Origin of the sequence: Pseudomonas sp. PB120, assembly GCF_009761815.1 — a bacterium.
Taxonomy (GTDB): domain Bacteria; phylum Pseudomonadota; class Gammaproteobacteria; order Pseudomonadales; family Pseudomonadaceae; genus Aquipseudomonas.
Genome location: NZ_RWIN01000013.1, coordinates 1 through 21,492, shown reverse-complemented (window position 1 = coordinate 21,492; position 21,492 = coordinate 1). Strand labels below are relative to the sequence as shown.

Below are 21,492 nucleotides of genomic sequence, written 5' to 3'. Positions count from 1 at the left end.
GGATGCCGGCCCGTCGCCCCGAGGGGGGACGGGCACTTGTGGGGCTGTACGTCAGGCGCTCAGCCAGACTTCATCCATTGGGTAAAAGTCCGAAGGGTGAACCTTGAAACCCTGGACCTTCTTGCTGGTGGCCGTGAATTTGTCAGCCCAGAACGGCTGCACCATCACCGCGGCGTCTTGCAGGATTCGCTCGACATCCTGCATCGCCAGCGCGCGCGCCTTGGGATCGATGATGCCCATGGCCTTGTCCAGCGCGGCGTCGAATGCCGGGTCGCTGTAGTGGCTTTCGTTCCAGGCGGCGCCGCTGCGGTAAGCCAGCTCCAGGGACATCACGCCCAGTGGGCGATGCGCCCAATAGGTCAGGCTGAACGCGGCTTTGTCCCAGATTGGCCAGTATTGGGTGGCCGGGATCACCTTGAGGTTGATGCGGATGCCGGCTTCCAGGCAGTTCTGTTGCAGGATCTGCGCGCAGTCCTGTTCGTAGCGGCCCTGGGTGTTGCCGACGATCAGATCGATATCGATGCCGTTGGGGTAACCGGCTTCGGCCAGCAGTTTTTTGGCACCGGCAACGTCACGCTCGCGCTTGGGCAGTGGTGAATATTCAGGGTGCGACGGCGCGACGTGGTGGTCTTCGCCCAAGGTGCCCATGCCGCGATACGCAATCTTCAGCATCTGTGCGTTGTCGGCGCACAGCACCACGGCCTTGCGGATGCGCACATCGGTAAACGGCTTCTGGTCGCAGGCCATGCGCATGACCACGGTTTGCGCCGACTTGCAGCTGAGCAACTGCGCGCCGGGCAGGCGTTTCGCCAGGTCCAGTTCGGCGACAGTGACGCGGTACAGCACGTCTACCTGGCCTGCCTGCAATGCCGCCAGGTGAGTGGAAATATCGGTGCCCATGTCGACGTAGCGCAGCTCGTCGAGGTTGGCTGGCGTGCGCCAGTAGTCCGCGCGTTTGGCGAAGGTGGCCTGCTTGTTGACGGCGAAGGAAACCAGCGAGAACGGGCCCGTGCCGATAGGGTTTTTGGTCCAGTCGTCACCGGCCTTGAAGCTGCGGTGCACCAGGGTGCAGGTGAACGCGCTGAGCATTTCCGGAACGGCCAGGATCGGGCGCTTGAGCACCAGGCGGAACTGGTACGGACCGACTTTTTCGAAGGCTGCAATGTCCTGGAACGCGGTACGGTTGACTGACTTGGAATCGGCGGCGATCCAGCGATTGATGTTGTGCTCGACGTCGTCGGCGGTGAACTCGTCGCCGTTGCTCCACTTGACGCCCTGGCGCAGGTTGAAGGTCCAGACCTTGAGGTCTTCGGACGGGCTCCAGCTCTCGGCGAGATAAGGGTGAGTGATGTTCTCGGCATCGACCCAGGTCAGGAACTCCAGGGAATTGCGCAGCAGGTTCGACGCTTCGATCCAGGTGATCAGCATCGGGTCCTGGATTTCCTGGATAGCGCAGGCAAAGCGCAGGCTGCCGCCCTGGCGGGGTGGTTGCTCCTGGGCGGCGAACGCCGAATCGCTCAGCAGCGCCGAGCCCATGAAGGTGCTGGCACTGGCGACGGTGATGCCCAAAAGAGCGGCGGTACGCAGAAATTGCCGGCGATTGATCTCGCCGCTTTTGACTTGTTTGCACAGGTCGTTTACCGCCGGGTGCGGTGCATTGCCGTCCAGCGTTTTCAGCTCGTCGAGATGGGGCATGGGGCAGCTCTCATGTTGTTTTTATTTGAGATGGCCGCAGTTTTCTCATCCGGACAACGATCGACAAACGATAATTTCAGTGCTCAAACGTTCGATAAATGCATGTTACTGGCAGGTGGCTATGCCAGCGCCTGATCTAGACCGGCTGGGCGTGAGTCCGGGTCCCACGCAGGCAGCCTCCGGACGAGCAGAAAATTGTCCTACACAACACAAAAATGCACGTTACTTGGGAAAAATCCTGCAAAGAATGGGATGCTTTGTGTCTGCTCAGCCTTCCACGAGTGATTTTCATGAAACGCAAAATGCCTGGTCTGAATGCCCTCAAAGCCTTCGAAGTGGCCGGTAGCACCGGTAGCTTTACCCGCGCCGCCGAGTTGCTCAATGTCACCCAGAGCGCGGTCAGCCGCCAGGTTCGCCAGCTCGAAGAACAGTTAGGCGAAAACCTGCTGGAGCGACGTCATCATCACCTCGAGCTGACCAGCGCCGGCCGCGTGTTGCTGAGGGCGCTGCACCAGTCGTTCGACAAGATCGAGCTGACGGTGCGCAGCATCCAGCAGAAAACCCACTCCAACCGTCTGCACGTCAACGCACCGCCGACCTTCACCAACCGCTGGCTGATGCCGCGCCTGGGGCGCCTGCGCGAGCAGCACCCGGAGCTGGAGTTGAGTATCACCACGCGCCTGCAGGACAGCCTCGCGGAAACCAGCACCCTGGATTGCGCGATTCGTTTCGGCGACGGTGAATGGGACGGCCTGGACAGTTCGCTGCTGATCCAGGAGCGGCATATCGCGGTGTGCGCGCCGTCCCTGTATGCACGGGAGTGGAGCGAGCATGGCATCGACCTCAACCGACTGACGTTGCTGCACGTGTTGGCCCGGGAAGACCAGCGCTATCTGACCTGGAAACATTGGCTGGACGCCGCTCGAATCACCGGTGTCGACACTGAGGGCGGCTACGAATTCGATTTGCTGGACCTGGCGATTCGCGCGGCCACCGACGGTCTGGGCATCACCATCGCCGACTGGCATATGGTCGCGCCGGAGCTGGCCAGCGGGCAGTTGACCCAGGTGCTCAATGTGCATGTCGACGGGCATCAATCCTACTGGCTGGTCACCCGTCCCGAGCAGACCGAGTTGCCGCAATTGCAGGTGTTCAGCCAGTGGTTGCAGGAGGAGATCTGGTTGGCGCAACGGCAGTTGCAGCCCTCTACCGCGGCCGTCTGAACACCGCAGTAATCCTGTGGGAGCCAGCCTGCTGGCGATAGCGATGGATCAGTCGACATTGATGGTCAATGTCACACCGCCATCGCCAGCAGGCTGGCTCCCACAGGGGATTTCGATCGTTTTTAGGTAACCTGCATTTTTCGAATGTTTCATCGCGCAATAAATCGTTTGTTCAACCCCGGGCAGATGCCAAGACTGACCGGACTGGATAAAAACAACGATGGGCGATTCACATGCGACTCGAGCGAAACTTTGTTAACGGGCAATTCATTGAGCCAGCCAGCGATGCGCTGATCGCGGTCTACGACCCGGCGACTGAAGCGCTGGTGGGCCACGTGTCGGCGGCCACCGCTGATGAAGCCACGGCGGCCGTCGAAGCGGCCCAGGCAGCACAAAAAGTATGGGGCACGCTCACCAGCATCGAGCGCGCCGACTACCTGCGTGCCTTCGCTGATGCCCTTGAAGCCAATGCACAAAACATCGGCGAGGCACTGGCCAGCGAATCCGGCAAAAGCGTTGCCGACGCCAGCAACGAAGCCCGTTACGCCGCGCAAATCACCCGCTACCACGCCGAATGGGCCCGCCGTATCGAAGGCGAGATCATTCCCAGCGACACACCGGACGAAAAACTTTTCCTGCACCGCGAACCGATTGGCGTGGTGGCTTGCCTGATCCCGTTCAACTACCCGGTCTATACGCTGCTGCGCAAAATCGCCCCGGCGCTGATTGCGGGCAACACCGTGGTCGTGCGCCCAAGCAACAATACGCCGACCTCGGCGTTCGAGATTGCCAAGGCGGTTCAGCAGTCCGGCATGCCGGCGGGCGTGATCAACATCCTGACCATGGACCACGCCACCGCAGCGGCTGTCTGCACCCATAAGGCTGTGGGCCTGATCACCTTGACCGGCAGCGTCAACGCCGGGCGCATCGTGCTCGATTACTGCAAGGCCAACATCGCCAAACCGTCCCTGGAACTGGGCGGCAAAACCCCGGCGATCATCGAAGCCGATGCGGACCTTGAAGCTGCCGCCAGCGCGATCGTGGCCTCCAAGACCACTCACTGCGGCCAGTTGTGCACGGCGGTCGAGCGGGTCTATGTGCAGGAAAGCGTCTACGAAAAATTCCTTGGCCTGCTGAAAGCGAAAATCAGCGCCGTGCAATTCGGTGATCGCGCCGCTGACGCCAGCCTCATGGGGCCGCTGGTCAACGCCAGTTCGCAGCGGAACATTCATGCCATGGTCGAGCGCGCCATCGCCGACGGCGCGGTGCTGGAAACCGGCGGTTTCATTCCCCAGGGCAAAGGGCATTTCTACCCGCCGACGCTGCTCAGCGGTTGCCGCCAGGACATGGAAATCATCCAGGAAGAAATCTTCGGCCCGGTGCTGCCGGTGCTCAAGTACCGCGACATCGACGAAGCGCTGGCCATGGCCAACGACCACCAGTTCGGTTTGTCCTCGGTGCTCTATACCGAGAACTACCGCACCACGATGAAAGTCGCCGGCGCCATCGAGGCCGGTGAGTTGTACGTCAATCGCACCCCGGCCGACCCGTATCAGGGCTTCCACGCCGGCTGGAAACGCTCGGGCCTGGGCGGCGATGACGGCAAGCACGGCATGCTCGAATTCACCCAGACCCGTCTGGTGGTCATGAAGTACTGATCCTCCCGAAATACGCCTCATGCTGCGCCCATAAAAACAATTCACAGGGGCGCCCGGTCACCGGGCCGCCCGAGGTTTCTCCAGATGTCCAAGCCTGCATCCACTGCTGCTGTTCACGGTTCCGATTCGGCTGTGAAAAGCCACAGCGACAAGGGAAGTCGCTATTTCCAACTGATGCTGCTGGTGCTGGCCGCCGGTGCGATCTACCCGATCCTGTACCTGCGCCAGGTCTACCAGACCACCATGCTCGAAGTGTTCCAGATCAACCACAGCGAGCTCGGTTACCTGTACTCGATGCTGGGTACGATTTTCCTCCTGAGTTACCTGCCGAGCGGTTGGCTGGCCGATCGAATCGCGCCACGCTTTCTGATCTTTTTCTCCCTGGTTGCGACTGGCGTCCTGGGCTTGTGGTACTCCACCGCGCCCTCGATGACCAGCCTGATGGTCATCTTCGGTTGCTGGGGCCTGACCACGGGCTTGACCTTCTGGGCCTCGGTGCTCAAGCGCGTGAAGATGATTGCCCATCACTCCGAGCAGGGCCGCTTCTTCGGTATCCTCGATGGCGGTCGTGGCTTGGTCGAAGCCTTGCTGGCGACCGTAGCGCTGGCGCTGTTTGCCTTCGCCACCGAAACCCGTGGCGAGTCGGCGGCCGAAGGTTTCAAGCATGTGGTTTACCTGTACGCCTTCGCCTGTATCGCCATCGGCTGTGTGCTGGTGCTGATCAAGGACCCGAAGTCGATGCAAGACACCGCGCCGGTGGAGAAGGGCAAGTTCAACCTGCTCACTGATCTGGCGACACTGGTGAAAATCCCTGAACTGTGGCTGGTGACGGCCATTGTGTTTTGCGGCTATCACATCTTTTGGGCCACCTACAGCTTCTCCGATTACCTGCAGGGCGGCGGCATGACCGCGGTCATGGCCGGCACCATCACCACCATCAAGTTGTGGATGCGCCCCATTGGCGGCATCGGCGGCGGTTGGCTGGGTGACAAGTTCTCCAACATTTCGGTGCTGGTCGTGGCGCTGTTCCTCGCGACCCTGGCGATGGTCGGCCTGATCGTCTTCCCGGCACTCAATAGCATGGGCCTGCTGATCGGTACGGTGATTTTCATCGGCCTGATGACTTACGCCATTCGTGGCCTGTACTGGGCGATCCTCGATACCTGCAACATTCCGCTGCGCATCACCGGCCTCGCCATCGGCATTGTCTCGGTGGTCGGTTATCTGCCGGACGCCTTCATTCCGTTGATCAACGGCTACCTCACCGAGCATTTCCCGGGGGCCTTTGGTTACAAGCTGTATTTCGGCTACATCGCTTTCGTCGGCCTGCTCGGGACCCTTGCAGCCCTGACCCTGCGTGCGCGTATCAATCGTAAAACCTCGAACAAGACTGGTGCCTGAGATGAAAATCGTCGCCCTTGAAACCCATATCGTTGCCGTACCACCGCCGCACATCGGCGGCATGTACTGGTTGTTTGTCAAGATCAAGACCGATTGCGGCATCGAAGGCGTGGGCGAAATCTACGCCGCGACCTTCGGCCCCAAAGCCATGCTGCCGATCATCGAAGACGTGTTCGAACGCTACCTGTTGAATCAAGACCCGCACCACATCGAACGCTTTTTCCGCCAGGCCTACTCCAGCGGTTTCACCCAGCGTCCGGACCTGACGATGATGGGCGTGGTCAGCGGTCTGGAAATGGCGTGCTGGGACATCATCGGCAAAGCGGCGAACAAGCCGGTGTACGAGTTGCTCGGCGGCAAGGTCAACGAGCGCCTGCGTTCCTACACCTACCTGTACCCGGTCAACAGCAAAGGCGAGTACGACTACGACGACCCGGACCTGGCTGCCGAATGCGCCATCGAGAACATGAACAAAGGCTTCACCGCCGTTAAGTTCGACCCGGCGGGGCCGTACACCGCGTACTCCGGGCATCAGATTTCGCTGGAAGTGCTGGAACGCTGCGAAACCTTCTGCCGCAAGATCCGCGAAGCCGTAGGCGATAAATGCGACCTGCTGTTCGGCACCCACGGGCAGATGGTGCCCTCGTCGGCGATCCGTCTGGCCAAGCGCCTGGAGAAGTACGACCCGCTGTGGTTCGAAGAGCCGGTGCCTCCAGGCCAGGAAGATGCGATGGCGCAAGTCGCTGCCAAGACCAGCATCCCGATTGCCACCGGCGAGCGCCTGACCACCAAGTACGAATTCTTCAAGCTGCTGCAGGCCGGCGGCGCATCGATCCTGCAAATGAACGTCGCGCGCTGCGGCGGTCTGCTGGAGGCGAAGAAGATTGCGAGCATGGCCGAGGCTTACTACGCGCAAATCGCCCCGCATCTCTATAACGGGCCGATTGGCGCGGCAGCGAGTTTTCAGCTCGCCACCTGCACACCGAACTTCCTGATCCAGGAAAGCATCATGACCTGGGGTGGTTTCCATGCCGAAGTCCTGACCAAACCATTGCAGTGGGAGGACGGCTACATCATCCCGTCCACCGAACCGGGCCTTGGCGTCGAGCTGAACATGGACGTGGTGCGCAAGCATTCGCCGTACACCGGGGAGCGCCTGCACCTGCAGATGGCGCCGACCCCGGCGGATGTCAAAGACACATCGCCGGCCCGGGGCTGACAGGCCTGATGCGGTTCCTGTGGGAGCCAGCAGGCTGGCTCCCACAGGGGATCGCATCGACCATCCGAATTTTGAATAACGACTTACGCGGTAACCGTGCATGACATACGACTACATCATCGCTGGGGCTGGCGCCGCAGGCTGTGTTCTGGCCAACCGACTCTCGGCCTCCGGAAAACATACGGTGCTGCTGCTGGAAGCGGGCGGAAAGGACAGTTCCCTGTGGTTCAGGATTCCGGTCGGCTTCGCAAAAATGTATTACAACCCGACCTTCAACTGGATGTATTACAGCCAGCCGCAAAAGCAGTTGGGCAACCGGGAAATCTACGCCCCGCGCGGCAAGGTCCAGGGGGGCTCGGGCTCGATCAACGCGATGATCTACGTGCGCGGCCAGGCCCACGATTTCGACGACTGGGCGGCCAACGGCAACGACGGCTGGGGATTTTCGGACGTGCTGCCGTACTTCTGCAAGCTGGAAAATCACCCGTTGGGTGATAGCGAATACCACGGTAGCAGCGGCCCGATCAGCATCACCCCGATGAAGGGCGAGACCCACCCGATCTGCGACGTGTTTCTCAAGGGTTGCGATGAACTGGGCTATCCGTTGAGCGAGGATTTCAACGGGCCGACGTTTGAAGGTGCGGGCATTTATGACGTCAACACTCGCAACGGTCAGCGCAGTTCCAGCAGCTTTGCCCATTTGCACCCGGCGTTGAGCCGGCCAAACCTGACGGTCGAGCATTTCGCCCTGGTCGACCGCGTGCTGTTCGATGACCGGCAACAGCGCGCCACCGGCATTTCCTTCACCCAGCACGGCGTGGTGCGAACCGTCACCGCCACCAAAGAAGTCATTCTCTGTGCCGGTGCCGTGGACACACCGAAGATTCTGCAATTGTCTGGCGTTGCCGATCAGGCATTGCTGGCCAAGCACAACATACCGCTGGTCAAACACCTGCCGGCGGTGGGGCAGAACCTGCAGGATCACCTGTGCGCCAGCTATTACTACAAGGCCAACATACCGACGCTCAACGACCAGCTCAGTTCGCTGTTCGGACAGTTCAAGCTGGGGCTGAAGTACCTGTTCACCCGCAAGGGCGCGCTGGCCATGAGTGTCAATCAGGCGGGCGGGTTCTTCCGCGGCAACGAGCAGCAATCCAACCCGAACCTGCAGTTGTACTTCAATCCGCTGTCGTACCAGATCCCGAAAAACAACAAGGCCAGCCTTAAGCCCGAGCCGTATTCAGGCTTCCTGCTGTGCTTCAATCCATGCCGGCCCACCAGTCGCGGGCACATCGAGATCGCCTCTAAAAACCCACGGGATGCGGCGCTCATTGACCCCAACTACCTGAGCACCCAGAAGGACATCGACGAAGTGATCCAGGGCAGTCGCTTGATGCGCAAGATCATGAATGCGCCGGCGCTCAAGGGCATCACCGTCGAAGAAGTGTTGCCGGGGCCGGCGATCGAAAGCGACGAGCAGATGTTGCAGTACTTCCGGGAAAACAGCGGTTCGATCTATCACCTTTGCGGTTCCTGCGCGATGGGTGCCGATGAGCAGAAATCGGTGGTAAACAAGCGCCTCAAGGTTCACGGCCTGGACGGCTTGCGTATCGTCGATGCGTCGATTTTCCCCAACGTGACCTCAGGAAATACCCATGCCGCGGTGCTGATGGTGGCGGAGAAGGGAGCCGATCTGATCTTGCAGGACGCTTGATTTCATCTTCGCCTGTATCAAAACTGAATTTCCGCGCAGTCCGCTGCTCATACCTGATAGGCAGCGGATTTTCACCCGCGAAACAATTGAGACGATCAGGGAGCGGCACAGTCATGAATCCAGTATCGATGGCGGGCGGGTTGATTCTTGTGGTTGAGGACGATCCGCTGATTCTGGAGTTTCTCTGTGAAATTCTTCAGGAAGAAGGTTTTACCGTGCAGCCGCAAACCAGCGCGGACGCGGCTTCGCTGTATCTGGATCACCACGCCAACGAGGTGGGCCTGCTGCTGACGGACATCACCATGCCTGGCAGCCTCAACGGCGCAGATCTGGCTAACCTGTTCGGTGACCGTTATCCGGACAAACCGATCATGATCATGTCCGGGTTCGAAACGCCTGAAAGTTCCGGGGTCCGGCATTCGGTTTCATTTATCAAGAAACCCTGGGCGCTGGGGCAGTTGCTCGATTGTGTGGAAAGCGCCTTCAAGTCGCAGCGTCCCCTGGGTTGATCGTGTACATTCCATGACACCCGCCAGACCCTTGCGAAAGGAAGCTGTGTTTTGCCTGCTCAAAAATCCGTCTTCAACACCCCGTACCGCGCCTTTCTATTCGACATGGATGGCACCGTCCTCAACTCCATCGCTGCCGCCGAGCGGATCTGGACCACCTGGGCCTTGCGTCATGGGGTGGACGTCGAGTCTTTCCTGCCGACCATTCACGGCGCCCGCGCCATCGACACCGTCAACCGCCAGGCTTTGCCGGGCGTGGACGCAGCCGCAGAAGCCGCGTGGATTACCCAGGCGGAAATCGAGGACGTGGAAGGGATTGTCGAAATCTCTGGCGCCGTGGATTTCCTGAAGTCCTTGCCGGTGAATCAATGGGCAATCGTCACTTCTGCGCCCAGGGCGCTGGCCTTGCGGCGGATGGCTGCGGCGGGGATTCCCGTGCCGGATGTCATGGTCACCGCCGAAGAAGTCAGCGCTGGAAAGCCAGACCCTGCGGGCTACCGATTGGCGGCCGAGCGGCTAGGTTTTGATGTCACGGAATGTCTGATATTTGAAGACGCGACCGTCGGTATTCTTGCGGCCGAAGCGGCGGGGGCTGATCTGGTGATCATCACCTCCACACACGCCCACCCGATCGAGACGCCGCACGCGACGCTGGCCAGTTACGATTCTGTCACCGCAAAACTCGATCCCGACGGCCGACTGCGCCTGCATTCCTCCTTGTAGGAGCGAGCTTGCTCGCGATGGACGCCAACGATAACGCGTGCTGTCTGTATGAACGCGTTGCCCGGGCGTTCTTCGCGAGCAAGCTCGCTCCTACAGGGGGTGAGTGTTGTTTCAGTACAGGCCGGGCACCAACCGCCAACTCCGGCCACAATACGCCTCATATTCACCACCAAACTTTGCCCTCAACAACGCTTCCTCCGAATGAATACGCGCAATCAACGGAATCAGCGTCAGCGCCGCCAGCAGCAACCCGACCCCCGAACGAAACGCCAGCGCCCAGCCCACGGCAATCACCAGCATCCCCAGATAGCTGGGGTTGCGCAGGTTGCGGTAAATCCCGTCAGTCACCAGCCGATGCCCCGGCTGGATCGCGACCAACCCGCTGAAACGCTTGCCCAATACGAACACCGGCCAGAGCCGCAACGCGCCGCCGACAATGAACAGCAACGCCCCCAGCCAACGCACGCCTTCGCCGCCAAAGGTCAAGAAGTCGATACGGTCGGTGTAGGCCGGCAGATACCCGCTCAATAACCCGATCACCCCAAAGGCCGGCAGCACCCAGCGATTGGCCCGATCCTCCTGTTCGCCCGAGCTGAGATTCACTTCAGTGAACAACGAGGCAATCGCCATCGCAAACGTCGCCAGCGCAACCACCACCAGCGCCGAATGGGAAAAGAACGCCATCCAGCCCCCCAGCCCCCACACGGCAAGCGCCAGGTAGGCGAGGGTGCTGACGACGGCAAAAAAGGCCAGTTTTCCCGAGATTTTCATCGGTCTCTCCGCAACTGGAACACCTCTTCAGTGTAGCTGCCGGGCATTACGCCGAATCACCTGCGGCGGTTGCCCGAACGCACGGAGAAAGGCTTCGCGCATGCGGCGCGGGTCACTGAAACCACTTTCGGTGGCGATCTGATCGAGGGTCAGGCGACCACTTTCGAGCATCTGCCGTGCCGCTTCCAGCCGCAGGTTTTCGATGGCTTTGGCTGGCGACTGGCCGGTTTCTGCGCGAAAGGCCCGGCTGAACTGGCGAGGGCTGAGACGCGCCACGTCCGCCAGGTGTTCCACCGACAGGGCCTGCGCGAGGTGTTCCCGGGCGTAGCCGAGGACGGTCTGGATACGGTCGGATTTGGGCTCCAGTTCCAGCAGCGCCGAGTGCTGCGACTGCCCGCCCGCGCGGCGCTGGTACATCACCAGTTTTTGCGCGACGGCACGGGCCAGTTCGACGCCGTGATCCTTCTCGACCATGGCCAGCGCCAGGTCGATGCCGGCCGTCATGCCCGCCGAGGTCCAGATCGAACCATCCACCACATAGATCCGGTCTTCTTCGACCTTGATCGACGGAAACCGCGCTTGCAGTTCCCGGGCGTAGGCCCAATGCGTGGTCGCCCGCCGCCCGTCAAGCAACCCGGCCTGGGCGAGGACGAACGCCCCGGAACAGATCGACGCGGTGCGCCGGGTGATTTTCAGGTTGTCACGCAGGTAGGTCAGCACAGCTTCCGGTGCCTGTTCGATGATGGAATCACCGCCGACCACGATCAGGGTATCGAACACTCGGTCATCGAACGCCTCGGTGCCGATGCTCAAGCCGCCGGAGGCGCGCAAGGTGCGGCCGTCCTCCGACAGCACGCTGACCTCGTACAGCGGTTCGCCGGCGCTGAAGTTGGCGTATTCGAACACCGGCATGGCCGCCAGCGCCATGGACTGGAAACCCTCAAACACCACGAATGCCACGGAAGTCATTTACGAGCCCTCAACAGGTCATGTCCTGAAAACGTAGTTTAAACGTCATTTGAGACGAGCGTGAGCCCCTTTATAACGGTACCCACACGGCGAACGTATCGCCTCAATGTGAAGGAAACTGACATGACGCTTTCATCCAAAGGCACTGCTTTGATTACAGGCGCTTCTTCCGGGATCGGTGCGGTGTATGCCGACCGGCTGGCGCGACAAGGTTACGACCTGATTCTGGTCGCCCGCAGCCAGGACAAACTGCGCACCCTGGCCAACCGCTTGAGCGACGAGACCGGGCGTGCAGTGGAAGTAGTGACCGCCGATTTAAAGGACAAGGCTGACTTGCTGCGCGTCGAAGAAATTCTGCGCCACGATGCGAGCATCACCTTGCTGGTCAACAACGCCGGGGTCGGCGCAGTCATGCCCCTGGTCGCCAGCCCGGTGGACGAGATGGAAGAGATGATCGACCTCAACGTGACCGCGTTGATGCGCTTGTCGTACGCGGTGGTACCTGGCTTCGTCGCTCGCGGCAACGGCACCGTGATCAATATTGCCTCGATCGTCGCGGTCGCACCGGAGATTCTCAATGGGGTGTACGGCGCGACCAAGGCGTTCGTGCTGGGGCTGAGCCAGTCGATGCACCACGAACTGGCCGCCCAAGGCCTGCGCATTCAAGCGGTATTGCCGGGCGCTACGGCCACTGATTTCTGGAGTGAGGCGGGCCATCCGGTGGAAAACCTGCCGCAGGAAATCGTGATGTCCGCCGAAGACATGGTCGATGCCGCGCTGGCGGGACTGGCGAAAGGCGAAGTGGTGACCATTCCGAGCCTGCACGAAGGCGAGCGTTGGGACGTTTATGAAGGCCAGCGCCAGACGCTTTCCGGCTCGTTCGGCCACTCCACGGCAGCGCCGCGTTATCGTTGAAATCGGGGAGGGTGAAAGACGCGCTCAAGGACGAGCGCTGAAGCAAAGCAGGGCTGCGAAAGCTATCCAGGATTCGCCAGCCCCACGACTGTTTGTTCCGCCGTCATTGGCCGGCGGCATCACCTTCGTGAATCAGGATGGCCCTGGCCAGGTCTTCGTCGCTGGCGTTGAGGCCAGGGTTGTCCTGACGAATCTGCTTCATGACAGATTCGAGATAAACGCCACGAATCGCACCACCACTGGCGACAAAACTGGAAGCGTCATCCCGGGCGGGAATCACCAGTTTGTGGTCCTTGAAGGTCGAGTACAGCGAGGCGGAAACCCCGGCAGATGTGGCGACGTCGCCCGCATCCACTTTGGCCATAGCCGAGCCGAAGGGTAAACACAGCATCAGGGAAGAAATGATAATCAGACGGCGCATGTTGGTGTCCTCTGAGAAGCGTGAAGCAAAAAGGAAGGTCCTTATCTCGTAGGATGCACGGCGATCGTCAGGAGTTCCCTTTTTGTGGTGGTGACTTTGAAAAGCACTGCGACAGCCCCCTGGTGCCCTGTAGCAGCTGCCGAGCCTGCGAGGCTGCGTTCGGCTGCGCAGCAGTCGTAAATCTGAATTCGCGGTTTGCCAGACACACCGCAGGGAATCGCTTGCGACTGCTGCGCAGCCGAACGCAGCCTCGCAGGCTCGGCAGCTGCTACAAGCTGCTACAGATTGCGTGATGGCGCTGTGACCGATGATCAGCGTTTGCGATGCCGTCTGCCATGGAGGCTATGCTTGGCAATGTGCCCATCGCAAATGGGAGACCTACGATGATCAACGTACGCACTGCCCGCATGCTGGCCGATTACAAACAATGGGCCGATCAGCGCCTCTTTGAGAGCCTGGCAGCATTGCCCCCGGGCGAGGTCGACAGAGATCGGGTGTCGGTGTTCAAGAACATGATCGGCACACTCAACCACATCTACGTCGTCGACTGCATCTGGCAAGCCCACCTCGAAGGCCGGGGTCACGGCTTCAAAACCTCACACGATTTACTGCACGCCGAACTTGCCGAATTGCGCATGGCGCAAAAAGAAATGGATCACTGGTATTGCAAATGGAGCGCCCGGCAGACTGACGCCTCATTGAATCAACCCGTCGAGTTCACCTTTGTCTCGGGTGAAAGCGGCACCATGAGCGCCGGCGCGATGCTGATGCACGTGGTCAACCACGCCAGTTATCACCGTGGCTGGGTGATCCAGATGTACTTCGACATCCCGGCCATGCCGCCAATGACAGACATACCGATCTTCCTGCGCGAAACCGACCCGAACTTCCACTCGTTAAGTGCCCCGCCAGTGGAGCCGACCTGTGCTCCGTTGTTCAGGAGCGCAACCAATGTTCTGCCGGATCGTTATCGTTGATGCCGCTTCGGGCCATGGACTATCCGGGGAGCGAGATGTCGGTGAGGGTGTTGCGGCTGGGTGCTATCAGGTTTTATCCGTCATGTACTTGTGCGGAGTCTCTCGACTTCCGTTGCTTCCGAGCTGGCGCGGCCAGGTGCGGGACTGACTCGGGTAGTTTGCCGAGTCTGGCGTGAAAAAAAGGCCTGAAAAATGTTTGGCGCCTCGACACTGACAGGTGAGATTTGCCTGTTTTGCAAGTGTTCTCTCCACGCCTGATCGGTGTTCAGTGGTGCTATTTCGTCGACACTCCTACGGCGAGGAGCGGTTCTGTTATCGGCGATAACGACTGTGTTTTCCGAAATTACCTGTTGCCCGTTAAAGCGCCCTGCGGTCATGCCTCCATTGCGCCTAGGGAGGGCTGGAGTTGGACGAGTCTCCGTTGCTGCCACGGGGTGTGGCGCTTGCGTGAGGCCATTGCCTAATCCGTTCATTTCGTTCGGACGCCGTTGTGCGGAATAGTGCGTGCGTACAGGTTGTCTTCTAAACCCAAATCCCCATGCGGTTGTGTGCCCTGTTGGATCCTTTCGATTCAGAGGATCACCCTGGCAATACGCATAGGCGTTCAACCCACCTTCACCAAACGGGCTCAAACTGTCCGGGCTGTTAAACCGCTACAGCACCGGATTGAACGCCCGATAGCCAATCCCCAACAAATAATGCCCGGTCACCGGGTCGGACCGTTCGCCATTGAAGCCCAGCAGGCTGAGCAATCCATTTTCGGGGTGGCGGTGGCCATAAGGTGAATAAGCAACAGGCCGGTGCGGATGCTTTGCATTAAGCGTGTGCAAAACGGAACATTGCTGATCGGTGGCAAGCAGGGTGGTGTCGAGTGCATCGGCTTCACTTCGCTGCTGCGCTAACAGCAAGTCGTCGTGCAGGAGGAACGAATACTTCATCGCGCCTTGGTGCTGTAGGGATCGCACCAGACCCTGTGGCGAGGGAGCTTGCTCCCGCTCGGCTGCGCAGCAGTCGTAAATGCGCTGTACACCGTTTGCCTGAGGGACCGCCGTTGCAGGTTTTGAGGCCGCTGCGCGGCCCAGCGGGAGCAAGCTCCCTCGCCACAAGTGGGGGCATGTCATTGCCAACTTCAGCTTTTGTGAATAGGTCAGACGCTAACCCGTATTTTCTTAACGTCGCGAGTAGGCTTTTCCCACCAACGATCGTCGTCAAACCTGAAGTGAGGATTTTCGATGAGTGATTTTGCTCTGCTTGGGCGAACTCCCATAATAAGTCCATTTTCCGCTGCTTCGTTTATCTGCTTAACGGTCCTTATACCAGTGAGCTCATTCCTGGCTTTCAATAAGTTGTGATGATCAATTGATATAGGGATTTCTGGCATTTCTAAGTTTCTGTAAAACGACTCTAAATCAAGCCCGAATGTTTGAGAGTAGCCGTTCTCATCGGGTGTGAACTTTCTTCGCATGTACGTAAAGCTTTCCTTTGTTTGAATCGCGACTTCGCCATAACCAATGCCTTCCACTGACTTGATTAGGGTTTCCTCTCCCCATTTGTTGGTTCTATGAGTGGTTTCAATAAAGCTGTGAGGCCGGGTATCCAGATGTGGAGTAAACGTAGTGACGTCCAGGTAATTGTCTTCGCTTGTAGTAACCGCACTGAATGTTAGCCCCGGCCCGCTTTTATAGACAGGCCGGCCTAGCATCCGTTTGAGGAGGGGCGGGAATGTACCGTTCGGATCGCTAAGATTGATGGGATCTCCCAAACAATAAGCATATGAATTCAATCCCCCCCTGCCAAACGGACTGAAACTGTCCGGACCGTTAAACCGCATTGTCACCGGGTTAAACGCACGATACCCATTCCCCAGCACATAATGCCCGGTCACCGGGTCTGGCCGTTCGCCATTGAAGCCCAGCAGGCTGAGTAAGCCGTTTTCAGGATGGCGGTGACCGTAAGGTGAATAGGCAACAGGTCGACGCTGACGGTTCGCTTCAAGCGTGTGTAACACCGAGCGTTGCTGATCGATAGCCAGCAGGGTGGTGTCAAGTGCATCGGCTTCACTTCGCCGCTGCGCTAATAGCAAGTCGCCGCTCTGGAAGATCGAATACTGCATCGCGCCTTGAATCTCGGTGGCCAGGCGATTTTTTCGGTAGAAACGCTGATGCTGTGGCTCATCCGGCTGTGCGTGGCCGATCAGCTGATCGAGGGCGTTGTAGCGATAATGGCAAAGCAGGGTTTCGGGCTGCGTTGACATGGGGGATTGCTCCGGAAACCAATAGGTGGATGATCAGTATTGGCGGTTTTGGCATGGGTGGGAACTAGCAGAACTGATAGGGGACGCCTCCATGGCTTCTGGAAAAATCGTAAATGAGGGGATTGGGGCAGGTCATTTCCTGCATCAACTGTAGTTAGTCTCTCTGGCGTCTTATCTTATTATCGTGTGGTGGAGAGTGGGGTCATCCCACCAGCGGATGTTGTCGTTCGTGTAGCTATTGTCTTTGATGAGTATTTTTGCCCTGCTCGGGCGTACTCCACTGATCATCCCTTTTTTCGCCAAGACGTTTATCTGTCTGTCGTGCATGGATCTAATGAGCTTATCCCTGGCGTTCAATAAGTTGCGATGGTCAGTTGATATGTCAATTTCAGGCATGTCAAATTTCCTGTAGTTAAACGCTAATTCGTCACCAGGTATTTGAGCGTAGCTGAGTTCGATCAGTTTGATAGGCCTGTTTCTTTTTATACGAGTAACGCGGTTCTTCACAATTACCACGGCCTGGTCATGACGCATGCCAATAACATCCTTGATTTTGACGCCTTGTCCCTCTGCGGTTTCGCTGGATCTATGCGTGATTTCTCTCCAGTTATTAAGCTTGATGTCCTGAGGCGGAGTAAATGCGGCGACGTCCGTGTAACTGTTTTGCGCGAATACACGGTTTTCAGGGAATTCACTGAATGTTTGCCCCGGACCACTTTTATAGCTTGCGAAGAGTCCTCCAATTTTGCCAAACATCCGACTGAGAAAGGGCGGATTTGTACCATTCGGATCGCTCAGATTGACGGGATCTCCCAAACAATAAGCATATGAATTCAATCCACCCTTGCCAAACGGACTGAAACCGTCCGGACCGTTAAACCGCATTGTCACCGGGTTAAACGCTCGATACCCATTCCCCAGCACATAATGACCGGTCACCGGGTCGGGCCGTTCGCCATTGAAGCCCAGCAGGCTGAGTAAGCCATTTTCAGGGTGATGGTGGCCGTAAGGTGAATAGGCAACAGGTCGACGCTGACGGTTCGCTTCAAGCGTGTGTAACACCGAGCGTTGCTGATCGGTGACCAGCAGGGTGGTGTCGAGTGCATTGGCTTCGCTTCGCTGCTGCGCTAACAGCAAGTCGCCGCTCTGGAAGATCGAATACTTCATCGCGCCTTGAATTTCAGTGACCAGGCGATTTTTTCGATAGAAACGCTGATGCGGTGGCTCGTTCGGCTGTGTATGGCCAATCAACTGGTCGAGGGCGTTGTAGCGATAATGGCAAAGCAGGTTTTCGCGCTGCGTTGACATGGGGGATTGCTCCGGAGACCAATAGGTAGGTGATCAGTATTGGCGGTTTCGGCATGGGTTGGAACTAGCAGAACTGATAGGGCTCGCCCGTGGTTTCTGGATAAATAGCGCCAAACTTTGTGGCGAGGGAGCTTGCTCCCGCTCGGCTGCGCATCAGTCGTAAATCCTGTGCGCGCAGTCTGCCTGAATCACTGCAGTTGCAGGTTTTGGGGCCGCTGCGCGACCCAGCGGGAGCAAGCTCCCTCGCCACAGAGGCGGTCGGTCAGCATTTATTGTAGGAGCGAGCTTGCTCGCGATGAGGCCTTCAGCCTTTGTGCGCTGACCCCGGCTCCGTCAGTACTTTCCTGAACGTCTCCACCAACGGCCGCAAATTGACCCGGTGCCACGCCGCCCACAGCGGTCGGGTGAGGGAAATCCATGGCACTTCCCGCAGCACAACGTCCGGCGGTGCGTTGCGGCTCAAGCCTTTTTGAATCATCGCGATGCCCAGTCCCGAGGCCACCAGTGCCATGGCGGTGAAGGGGCCCGTTGCTTCCATGCGGATGTCCGGGGTGAAGCCGGCGCGGATGCAGGCGCTGACGAAGTCCTGGCGGTTGGTGACATTCTGGTGGTGTTGCACGCCGATCCATTCCTGATCGGCCAGGTCGGCCGGGGTCAATATGGCTTGGTGGGCGAGGGGATGATCCTCGGGCAAGGCCAGCAGCATCGGGTCGTCCAGCACCTGGAAACCCAGCAGGTCCGGATCGTCGGCGACGGGCGGTTCACTGACAAGCGCGATATCGAGACTACGCTGACGCAGGCCTTCGAGTTGTTCGGCGGAACTCTGGTTGTACAGCGCGACATGCACGTTCGGCCGGTCGACCCGCAGCACACGCAGGGCATTGGGCAGCACGCCGGCGTCCATGGCGTTTTCGATGTAGCCGATGCACAAGCCGCCTTCTTCACCACGGCCCAGGCGTTTGCCAAGGGATTCCAGGCGGTTGGCGTGAGTCAGCAGTGCGCGGGTTTCGGCGAGGAAGGTCTGGCCATCCCGAGTCAGGCGAATGCGCTGCTGGCTGCGTTCGAACAGGGTCAGGCCCAGGCGTTCTTCTAGCTGGGCGATTTGCCGGCTGAGAGGCGATTGGGAAATGTGCAGGCGTTCGGCGGCGCGTCCGACGTGTTCCTCTTCGGCGACGGCGACGAAGTAACGCAATTGGCGGATGTCGATCATGTCAGACCTGTCAGGACTTAAGTGCTGCACATTATGTCTTGGACGGTCCGATGCTCGCAATCTAGGATCTGCTCAACGGTCACCACTGACCTCTGAAACTGACGAGGATTGAATCATGAGCTTGAAAGACAAACTGCCCGGCGCACTGGGTTTTGGTACTGCCCCGCTGGGCAACATGTTCCGCGCCATTCCTGAAGAAGAAGCCATGGCCACGGTGCACGCGGCCTGGGACGCCGGCGTGCGTTACTTCGATACCGCGCCGTTTTACGGTTCCGGCCTGTCGGAGATTCGCCTGGGTGCCGCGCTGGCCCAATACAACCGCGACGACTATGTGCTGAGCAGCAAAGTCGGCCGGGTGATTCTCGATGAAGTGGAAGACGTCGCCGCCCGCGACCTCGGCGAGAAAAGCGGCGTGTTCGAACACGGCCGCCCGAACAAGATCGTCAATGACTACAGCGCCGACGCGACCCTGCGCTCCATCGAAGACAGCCTCAAGCGTTTGCAAACCGATCGCCTGGACATCGTTTGGGTGCACGACATCGCACAGGACTTCTACGGCGATCAATGGCTGGAATACTTCAACCAGGCCCGCACCGGCGCGTTCAAAGTGCTGACCCGCCTGCGTGAAGAGGGCGTGATCAAGGGCTGGGGACTGGGCGTGAACAAAGTCGAGCCTTGCGAACTGACCCTCGATCTGACCGAAGCCCAGCCGGACGGTTTTCTGCTGGCGGGCCGCTACACGCTGCTCGACCACGACCGGGCCTTGCAACGCCTGATGGATGCTGCCCTGGCCCAGAACGTCGAGATCGTGGTCGGCGGCCCCTACAGCTCAGGCATTTTGGCCGGTGGCGCACATTTCGAGTACCAGAAAGCCAGCCCGGCGATTATCCAGAAAGTCGAGCAGATCAAGCGCATCGCCGCAGCTCACGGTGTCGACATCAAGGCCGCCGCGTTGCAATTCTCACTGGCTAACCCGGCCGTGGCCGCCGTGATACCAGGTTCCAGCCGTCCGGGGCGGATTGCCGAAGATGTCGCGGCATTGTCGGCGGTGATTCCCGCTGCGTTCTGGCAAGCATTGCGCGAGGCCAAACTGGTGTCCGAGCGCGCTCCATTACCCACCACAGGAGTTTGAGCATGAAGATCGATCTGACGGGAAAACTTGCGATTGTCAGCGGCAGCACCGCTGGCATCGGCCTGGGCATCAGCAAGGCACTGGCCGAATCCGGTGCCACGGTGGTGGTGATCGGCCGTGAAACGGCCAAGGTCGAACAGGCCTTGGCGAGCATTCGCCAGAGCGTGCCGGGTGCCCAACTGCGTGGATTGACCGCCGACCTCGGCACCGCTGAAGGCGCCGAGCAGTTGTTCGTCGCCGAGCCGCGTGCGGACATTCTGGTGAACAACCTCGGCATCTTTAACGAGGTGGATTTTTTCGATACGCCGGACAGTGAGTGGACGCGCTTCTATGAGGTCAACGTGATCTCCGGTGTCCGCCTGTCGCGGCATTACGTGCCGGGCATGGTCAAGCAGGGGTGGGGGCGGGTGATTTTCCTGTCCTCGGAATCCGGCATCGCGATCCCGGCGGACATGCTCAACTACGGCGTGACCAAAAGCGCTAACCTCGCCGTGTCCCATGGTCTGGCCAAACGGCTGGCGGGTACCGGCGTGACCGTCAACGCGATCCTGCCTGGCCCGACATTGACCGACGGCCTGGAGCAGATGCTTAAGGACGCCACGGCGAAATCGGGGCGCAGTGTTCGTGAAGAAGCTGACGCCTTCGTGCTCAAGGCCCGGCCGACGTCGATCATCCAGCGGGTGGCGGACGTCTCGGAAGTCGCCAACCTGGTGGCCTATATCGCGTCGCCGCTGTCGTCGGCTACGACGGGTGCGGCATTGCGGGTCGACGGTGGTGTAGTCGATAGCCTGGCGATCTGAATATTTTTTGATTTGAAAGAGAGGATGACATGGCAACAGCTTCAGCATTTATCGACATTCCGGCTTCGGCCGATCAGGTCTGGCAATTGATCGGCGGCTTCAACTCACTGCCGGACTGGTTGCCGTTCATCACGAACAGCGAGACCAGTGAAGGCGGGCGCGTGCGCAGTCTGCGAACGGTAGACGGGGCGGTAGTGGTCGAACGTTTGCAGACGTTCGACGACGCGGCGAAAACCTACAGCTACTCGATCCTGCAGGCGCCGTTTCCGGCGACGGATTACCTGGCGACGATCAAGGTTGAGGCGCAAGGCGAGGGCGCGCGAGTGACCTGGTCGGGTCAGTTTGAACCGGTCGGTGTGAGTGACGAAGAAGTGACGGCGCTGTTTACCGGGATCTACCAGGGCGGCGTCGAGGCCCTGCGGGCCAATTACCCGGCCTAAAAGCACAACGCAATCTCTGTAGCAGCTGCCGAAATTGCGGGCGACTGTCGCCTGTAGCAGCTGTCGAGCTTGCGAGGCTGCGTTCGGCTGCGCAGCAGTCGTAAAACCTGAACACGCGGTCCGACTGACGAACCGCGCTGCCTGATTTTACGA

At 59.3% G+C, this 21,492-nt stretch carries 19 protein-coding genes and 1 pseudogene; 12 read left to right on the top strand and 8 right to left on the bottom strand.

Features of this window, described 5'->3' with window-relative positions; all coding sequences use genetic code 11:
• Positions 1-51: 51 nt before the first annotated feature.
• Positions 52-1,695, bottom strand: a complete 1,644-nt coding sequence (locus EJA72_RS01680; RefSeq protein WP_157709808.1) for an ABC transporter substrate-binding protein — start codon at positions 1,693-1,695, stop codon at positions 52-54.
• 290 nt (positions 1,696-1,985) lie between these two features.
• On the opposite strand from EJA72_RS01680, the gene EJA72_RS01675 reads away from it, so the two are divergent.
• The 7 genes from EJA72_RS01675 to EJA72_RS01645 all read left to right on the top strand — a co-directional run bounded on the left by EJA72_RS01675 (position 1,986) and on the right by EJA72_RS01645 (position 10,142).
• Entirely contained in the window at positions 1,986-2,918 is a 933-nt protein-coding gene (locus tag EJA72_RS01675) for a LysR substrate-binding domain-containing protein (RefSeq protein ID WP_157709807.1), read from the top strand.
• 233 nt (positions 2,919-3,151) lie between these two features.
• Positions 3,152-4,576, top strand: a complete 1,425-nt coding sequence (gene aldA, locus EJA72_RS01670; RefSeq protein ID WP_157709806.1) for an aldehyde dehydrogenase — start codon at positions 3,152-3,154, stop codon at positions 4,574-4,576.
• A gap of 84 nt (positions 4,577-4,660) precedes the next feature.
• On the top strand, positions 4,661-5,977 hold the full coding sequence (locus EJA72_RS01665; RefSeq protein ID WP_157709805.1) for a nitrate/nitrite transporter: 1,317 nt from the start codon (positions 4,661-4,663) through the stop codon (positions 5,975-5,977).
• A gap of 1 nt (position 5,978) precedes the next feature.
• On the top strand, positions 5,979-7,196 hold the full coding sequence (locus EJA72_RS01660; protein ID WP_157709804.1) for a mandelate racemase/muconate lactonizing enzyme family protein: 1,218 nt from the start codon (positions 5,979-5,981) through the stop codon (positions 7,194-7,196).
• A 100-nt stretch (positions 7,197-7,296) separates the two neighbouring features.
• Positions 7,297-8,910, top strand: a complete 1,614-nt coding sequence (locus tag EJA72_RS01655) for a GMC family oxidoreductase (RefSeq protein WP_157709803.1) — start codon at positions 7,297-7,299, stop codon at positions 8,908-8,910.
• Between the two features lie 113 nt (positions 8,911-9,023).
• Positions 9,024-9,419, top strand: a complete 396-nt coding sequence (locus EJA72_RS01650) for a response regulator (protein ID WP_157709802.1) — start codon at positions 9,024-9,026, stop codon at positions 9,417-9,419.
• Positions 9,420-9,470: 51 nt separating this feature from the next.
• Entirely contained in the window at positions 9,471-10,142 is a 672-nt protein-coding gene (locus EJA72_RS01645; protein WP_157709801.1) for an HAD-IA family hydrolase, read from the top strand.
• 111 nt (positions 10,143-10,253) lie between these two features.
• Here the strand turns inward: EJA72_RS01645 and EJA72_RS01640 are convergent, their stop codons facing one another.
• Both EJA72_RS01640 and EJA72_RS01635 read right to left on the bottom strand, forming a co-directional pair.
• Entirely contained in the window at positions 10,254-10,913 is a 660-nt protein-coding gene (locus tag EJA72_RS01640) for an isoprenylcysteine carboxylmethyltransferase family protein (protein WP_157709800.1), read from the bottom strand.
• Between the two features lie 27 nt (positions 10,914-10,940).
• Complete coding sequence (locus EJA72_RS01635) at positions 10,941-11,882, bottom strand: GlxA family transcriptional regulator (protein ID WP_157709799.1); 942 nt, start codon at positions 11,880-11,882, stop codon at positions 10,941-10,943.
• Positions 11,883-12,005: 123 nt separating this feature from the next.
• On the opposite strand from EJA72_RS01635, the gene EJA72_RS01630 reads away from it, so the two are divergent.
• On the top strand, positions 12,006-12,797 hold the full coding sequence (locus EJA72_RS01630) for an SDR family oxidoreductase (RefSeq protein ID WP_157709798.1): 792 nt from the start codon (positions 12,006-12,008) through the stop codon (positions 12,795-12,797).
• A 103-nt stretch (positions 12,798-12,900) separates the two neighbouring features.
• Here the strand turns inward: EJA72_RS01630 and EJA72_RS01625 are convergent, their stop codons facing one another.
• Positions 12,901-13,218: a DUF2388 domain-containing protein gene (locus EJA72_RS01625; protein ID WP_157709797.1), complete on the bottom strand. Its 318-nt coding sequence runs from the start codon at positions 13,216-13,218 to the stop codon at positions 12,901-12,903.
• A 383-nt stretch (positions 13,219-13,601) separates the two neighbouring features.
• On the opposite strand from EJA72_RS01625, the gene EJA72_RS01620 reads away from it, so the two are divergent.
• Positions 13,602-14,195 carry a DinB family protein gene (locus EJA72_RS01620; RefSeq protein WP_157709796.1) on the top strand — a complete coding sequence of 198 codons (594 nt, stop codon included), beginning with the start codon at positions 13,602-13,604 and terminating at the stop codon, positions 14,193-14,195.
• Positions 14,196-14,743: 548 nt separating this feature from the next.
• Here EJA72_RS01620 and EJA72_RS29065 read toward each other — a convergent pair.
• From EJA72_RS29065 to EJA72_RS01600, 4 genes and pseudogenes are all read right to left on the bottom strand, one after another.
• Positions 14,744-15,133 (bottom strand): annotated as a pseudogene (locus tag EJA72_RS29065) (RHS repeat-associated core domain-containing protein); the annotation flags it as partial.
• A 209-nt stretch (positions 15,134-15,342) separates the two neighbouring features.
• Entirely contained in the window at positions 15,343-16,449 is a 1,107-nt protein-coding gene (locus tag EJA72_RS01610; RefSeq protein ID WP_157709795.1) for an RHS repeat-associated core domain-containing protein, read from the bottom strand.
• Positions 16,450-16,620: 171 nt separating this feature from the next.
• Positions 16,621-17,757: an RHS repeat-associated core domain-containing protein gene (locus EJA72_RS01605; protein WP_157709794.1), complete on the bottom strand. Its 1,137-nt coding sequence runs from the start codon at positions 17,755-17,757 to the stop codon at positions 16,621-16,623.
• A gap of 304 nt (positions 17,758-18,061) precedes the next feature.
• The gene (locus EJA72_RS01600) at positions 18,062-18,967 is read right to left on the bottom strand and encodes a LysR substrate-binding domain-containing protein (protein WP_157709793.1); all 906 of its coding nucleotides are present in this window, start codon (positions 18,965-18,967) and stop codon (positions 18,062-18,064) included.
• Positions 18,968-19,082: 115 nt separating this feature from the next.
• Between EJA72_RS01600 and EJA72_RS01595 the strand changes: the two genes are divergently transcribed.
• Genes EJA72_RS01595 through EJA72_RS01585 form a run of 3 tightly spaced genes read left to right on the top strand, consistent with a single transcriptional unit; the run spans position 19,083 to position 21,339 of the window.
• Complete coding sequence (locus EJA72_RS01595; protein WP_157709792.1) at positions 19,083-20,099, top strand: aldo/keto reductase; 1,017 nt, start codon at positions 19,083-19,085, stop codon at positions 20,097-20,099.
• A gap of 2 nt (positions 20,100-20,101) precedes the next feature.
• On the top strand, positions 20,102-20,899 hold the full coding sequence (locus EJA72_RS01590; RefSeq protein ID WP_157709791.1) for an SDR family NAD(P)-dependent oxidoreductase: 798 nt from the start codon (positions 20,102-20,104) through the stop codon (positions 20,897-20,899).
• A gap of 29 nt (positions 20,900-20,928) precedes the next feature.
• On the top strand, positions 20,929-21,339 hold the full coding sequence (locus EJA72_RS01585; protein WP_157709790.1) for an SRPBCC family protein: 411 nt from the start codon (positions 20,929-20,931) through the stop codon (positions 21,337-21,339).
• Positions 21,340-21,492 lie beyond the last annotated feature (153 nt).

Coding starts and splice junctions, on each gene's coding strand:
- EJA72_RS01680 (WP_157709808.1), bottom strand. CDS start 1,695: ATGCCCCATCTCGACGAGCTGAAAACGCTGGACGGCAATGCACCGCAC.
- EJA72_RS01675 (WP_157709807.1), top strand. CDS start 1,986: ATGAAACGCAAAATGCCTGGTCTGAATGCCCTCAAAGCCTTCGAAGTG.
- aldA (WP_157709806.1), top strand. CDS start 3,152: ATGCGACTCGAGCGAAACTTTGTTAACGGGCAATTCATTGAGCCAGCC.
- EJA72_RS01665 (WP_157709805.1), top strand. CDS start 4,661: ATGTCCAAGCCTGCATCCACTGCTGCTGTTCACGGTTCCGATTCGGCT.
- EJA72_RS01660 (WP_157709804.1), top strand. CDS start 5,979: ATGAAAATCGTCGCCCTTGAAACCCATATCGTTGCCGTACCACCGCCG.
- EJA72_RS01655 (WP_157709803.1), top strand. CDS start 7,297: ATGACATACGACTACATCATCGCTGGGGCTGGCGCCGCAGGCTGTGTT.
- EJA72_RS01650 (WP_157709802.1), top strand. CDS start 9,024: ATGAATCCAGTATCGATGGCGGGCGGGTTGATTCTTGTGGTTGAGGAC.
- EJA72_RS01640 (WP_157709800.1), bottom strand. CDS start 10,913: ATGAAAATCTCGGGAAAACTGGCCTTTTTTGCCGTCGTCAGCACCCTC.
- EJA72_RS01635 (WP_157709799.1), bottom strand. CDS start 11,882: ATGACTTCCGTGGCATTCGTGGTGTTTGAGGGTTTCCAGTCCATGGCG.
- EJA72_RS01630 (WP_157709798.1), top strand. CDS start 12,006: ATGACGCTTTCATCCAAAGGCACTGCTTTGATTACAGGCGCTTCTTCC.
- EJA72_RS01625 (WP_157709797.1), bottom strand. CDS start 13,218: ATGCGCCGTCTGATTATCATTTCTTCCCTGATGCTGTGTTTACCCTTC.
- EJA72_RS01620 (WP_157709796.1), top strand. CDS start 13,602: ATGATCAACGTACGCACTGCCCGCATGCTGGCCGATTACAAACAATGG.
- EJA72_RS01610 (WP_157709795.1), bottom strand. CDS start 16,449: ATGTCAACGCAGCCCGAAACCCTGCTTTGCCATTATCGCTACAACGCC.
- EJA72_RS01605 (WP_157709794.1), bottom strand. CDS start 17,757: ATGTCAACGCAGCGCGAAAACCTGCTTTGCCATTATCGCTACAACGCC.
- EJA72_RS01600 (WP_157709793.1), bottom strand. CDS start 18,967: ATGATCGACATCCGCCAATTGCGTTACTTCGTCGCCGTCGCCGAAGAG.
- EJA72_RS01595 (WP_157709792.1), top strand. CDS start 19,083: ATGAGCTTGAAAGACAAACTGCCCGGCGCACTGGGTTTTGGTACTGCC.
- EJA72_RS01590 (WP_157709791.1), top strand. CDS start 20,102: ATGAAGATCGATCTGACGGGAAAACTTGCGATTGTCAGCGGCAGCACC.
- EJA72_RS01585 (WP_157709790.1), top strand. CDS start 20,929: ATGGCAACAGCTTCAGCATTTATCGACATTCCGGCTTCGGCCGATCAG.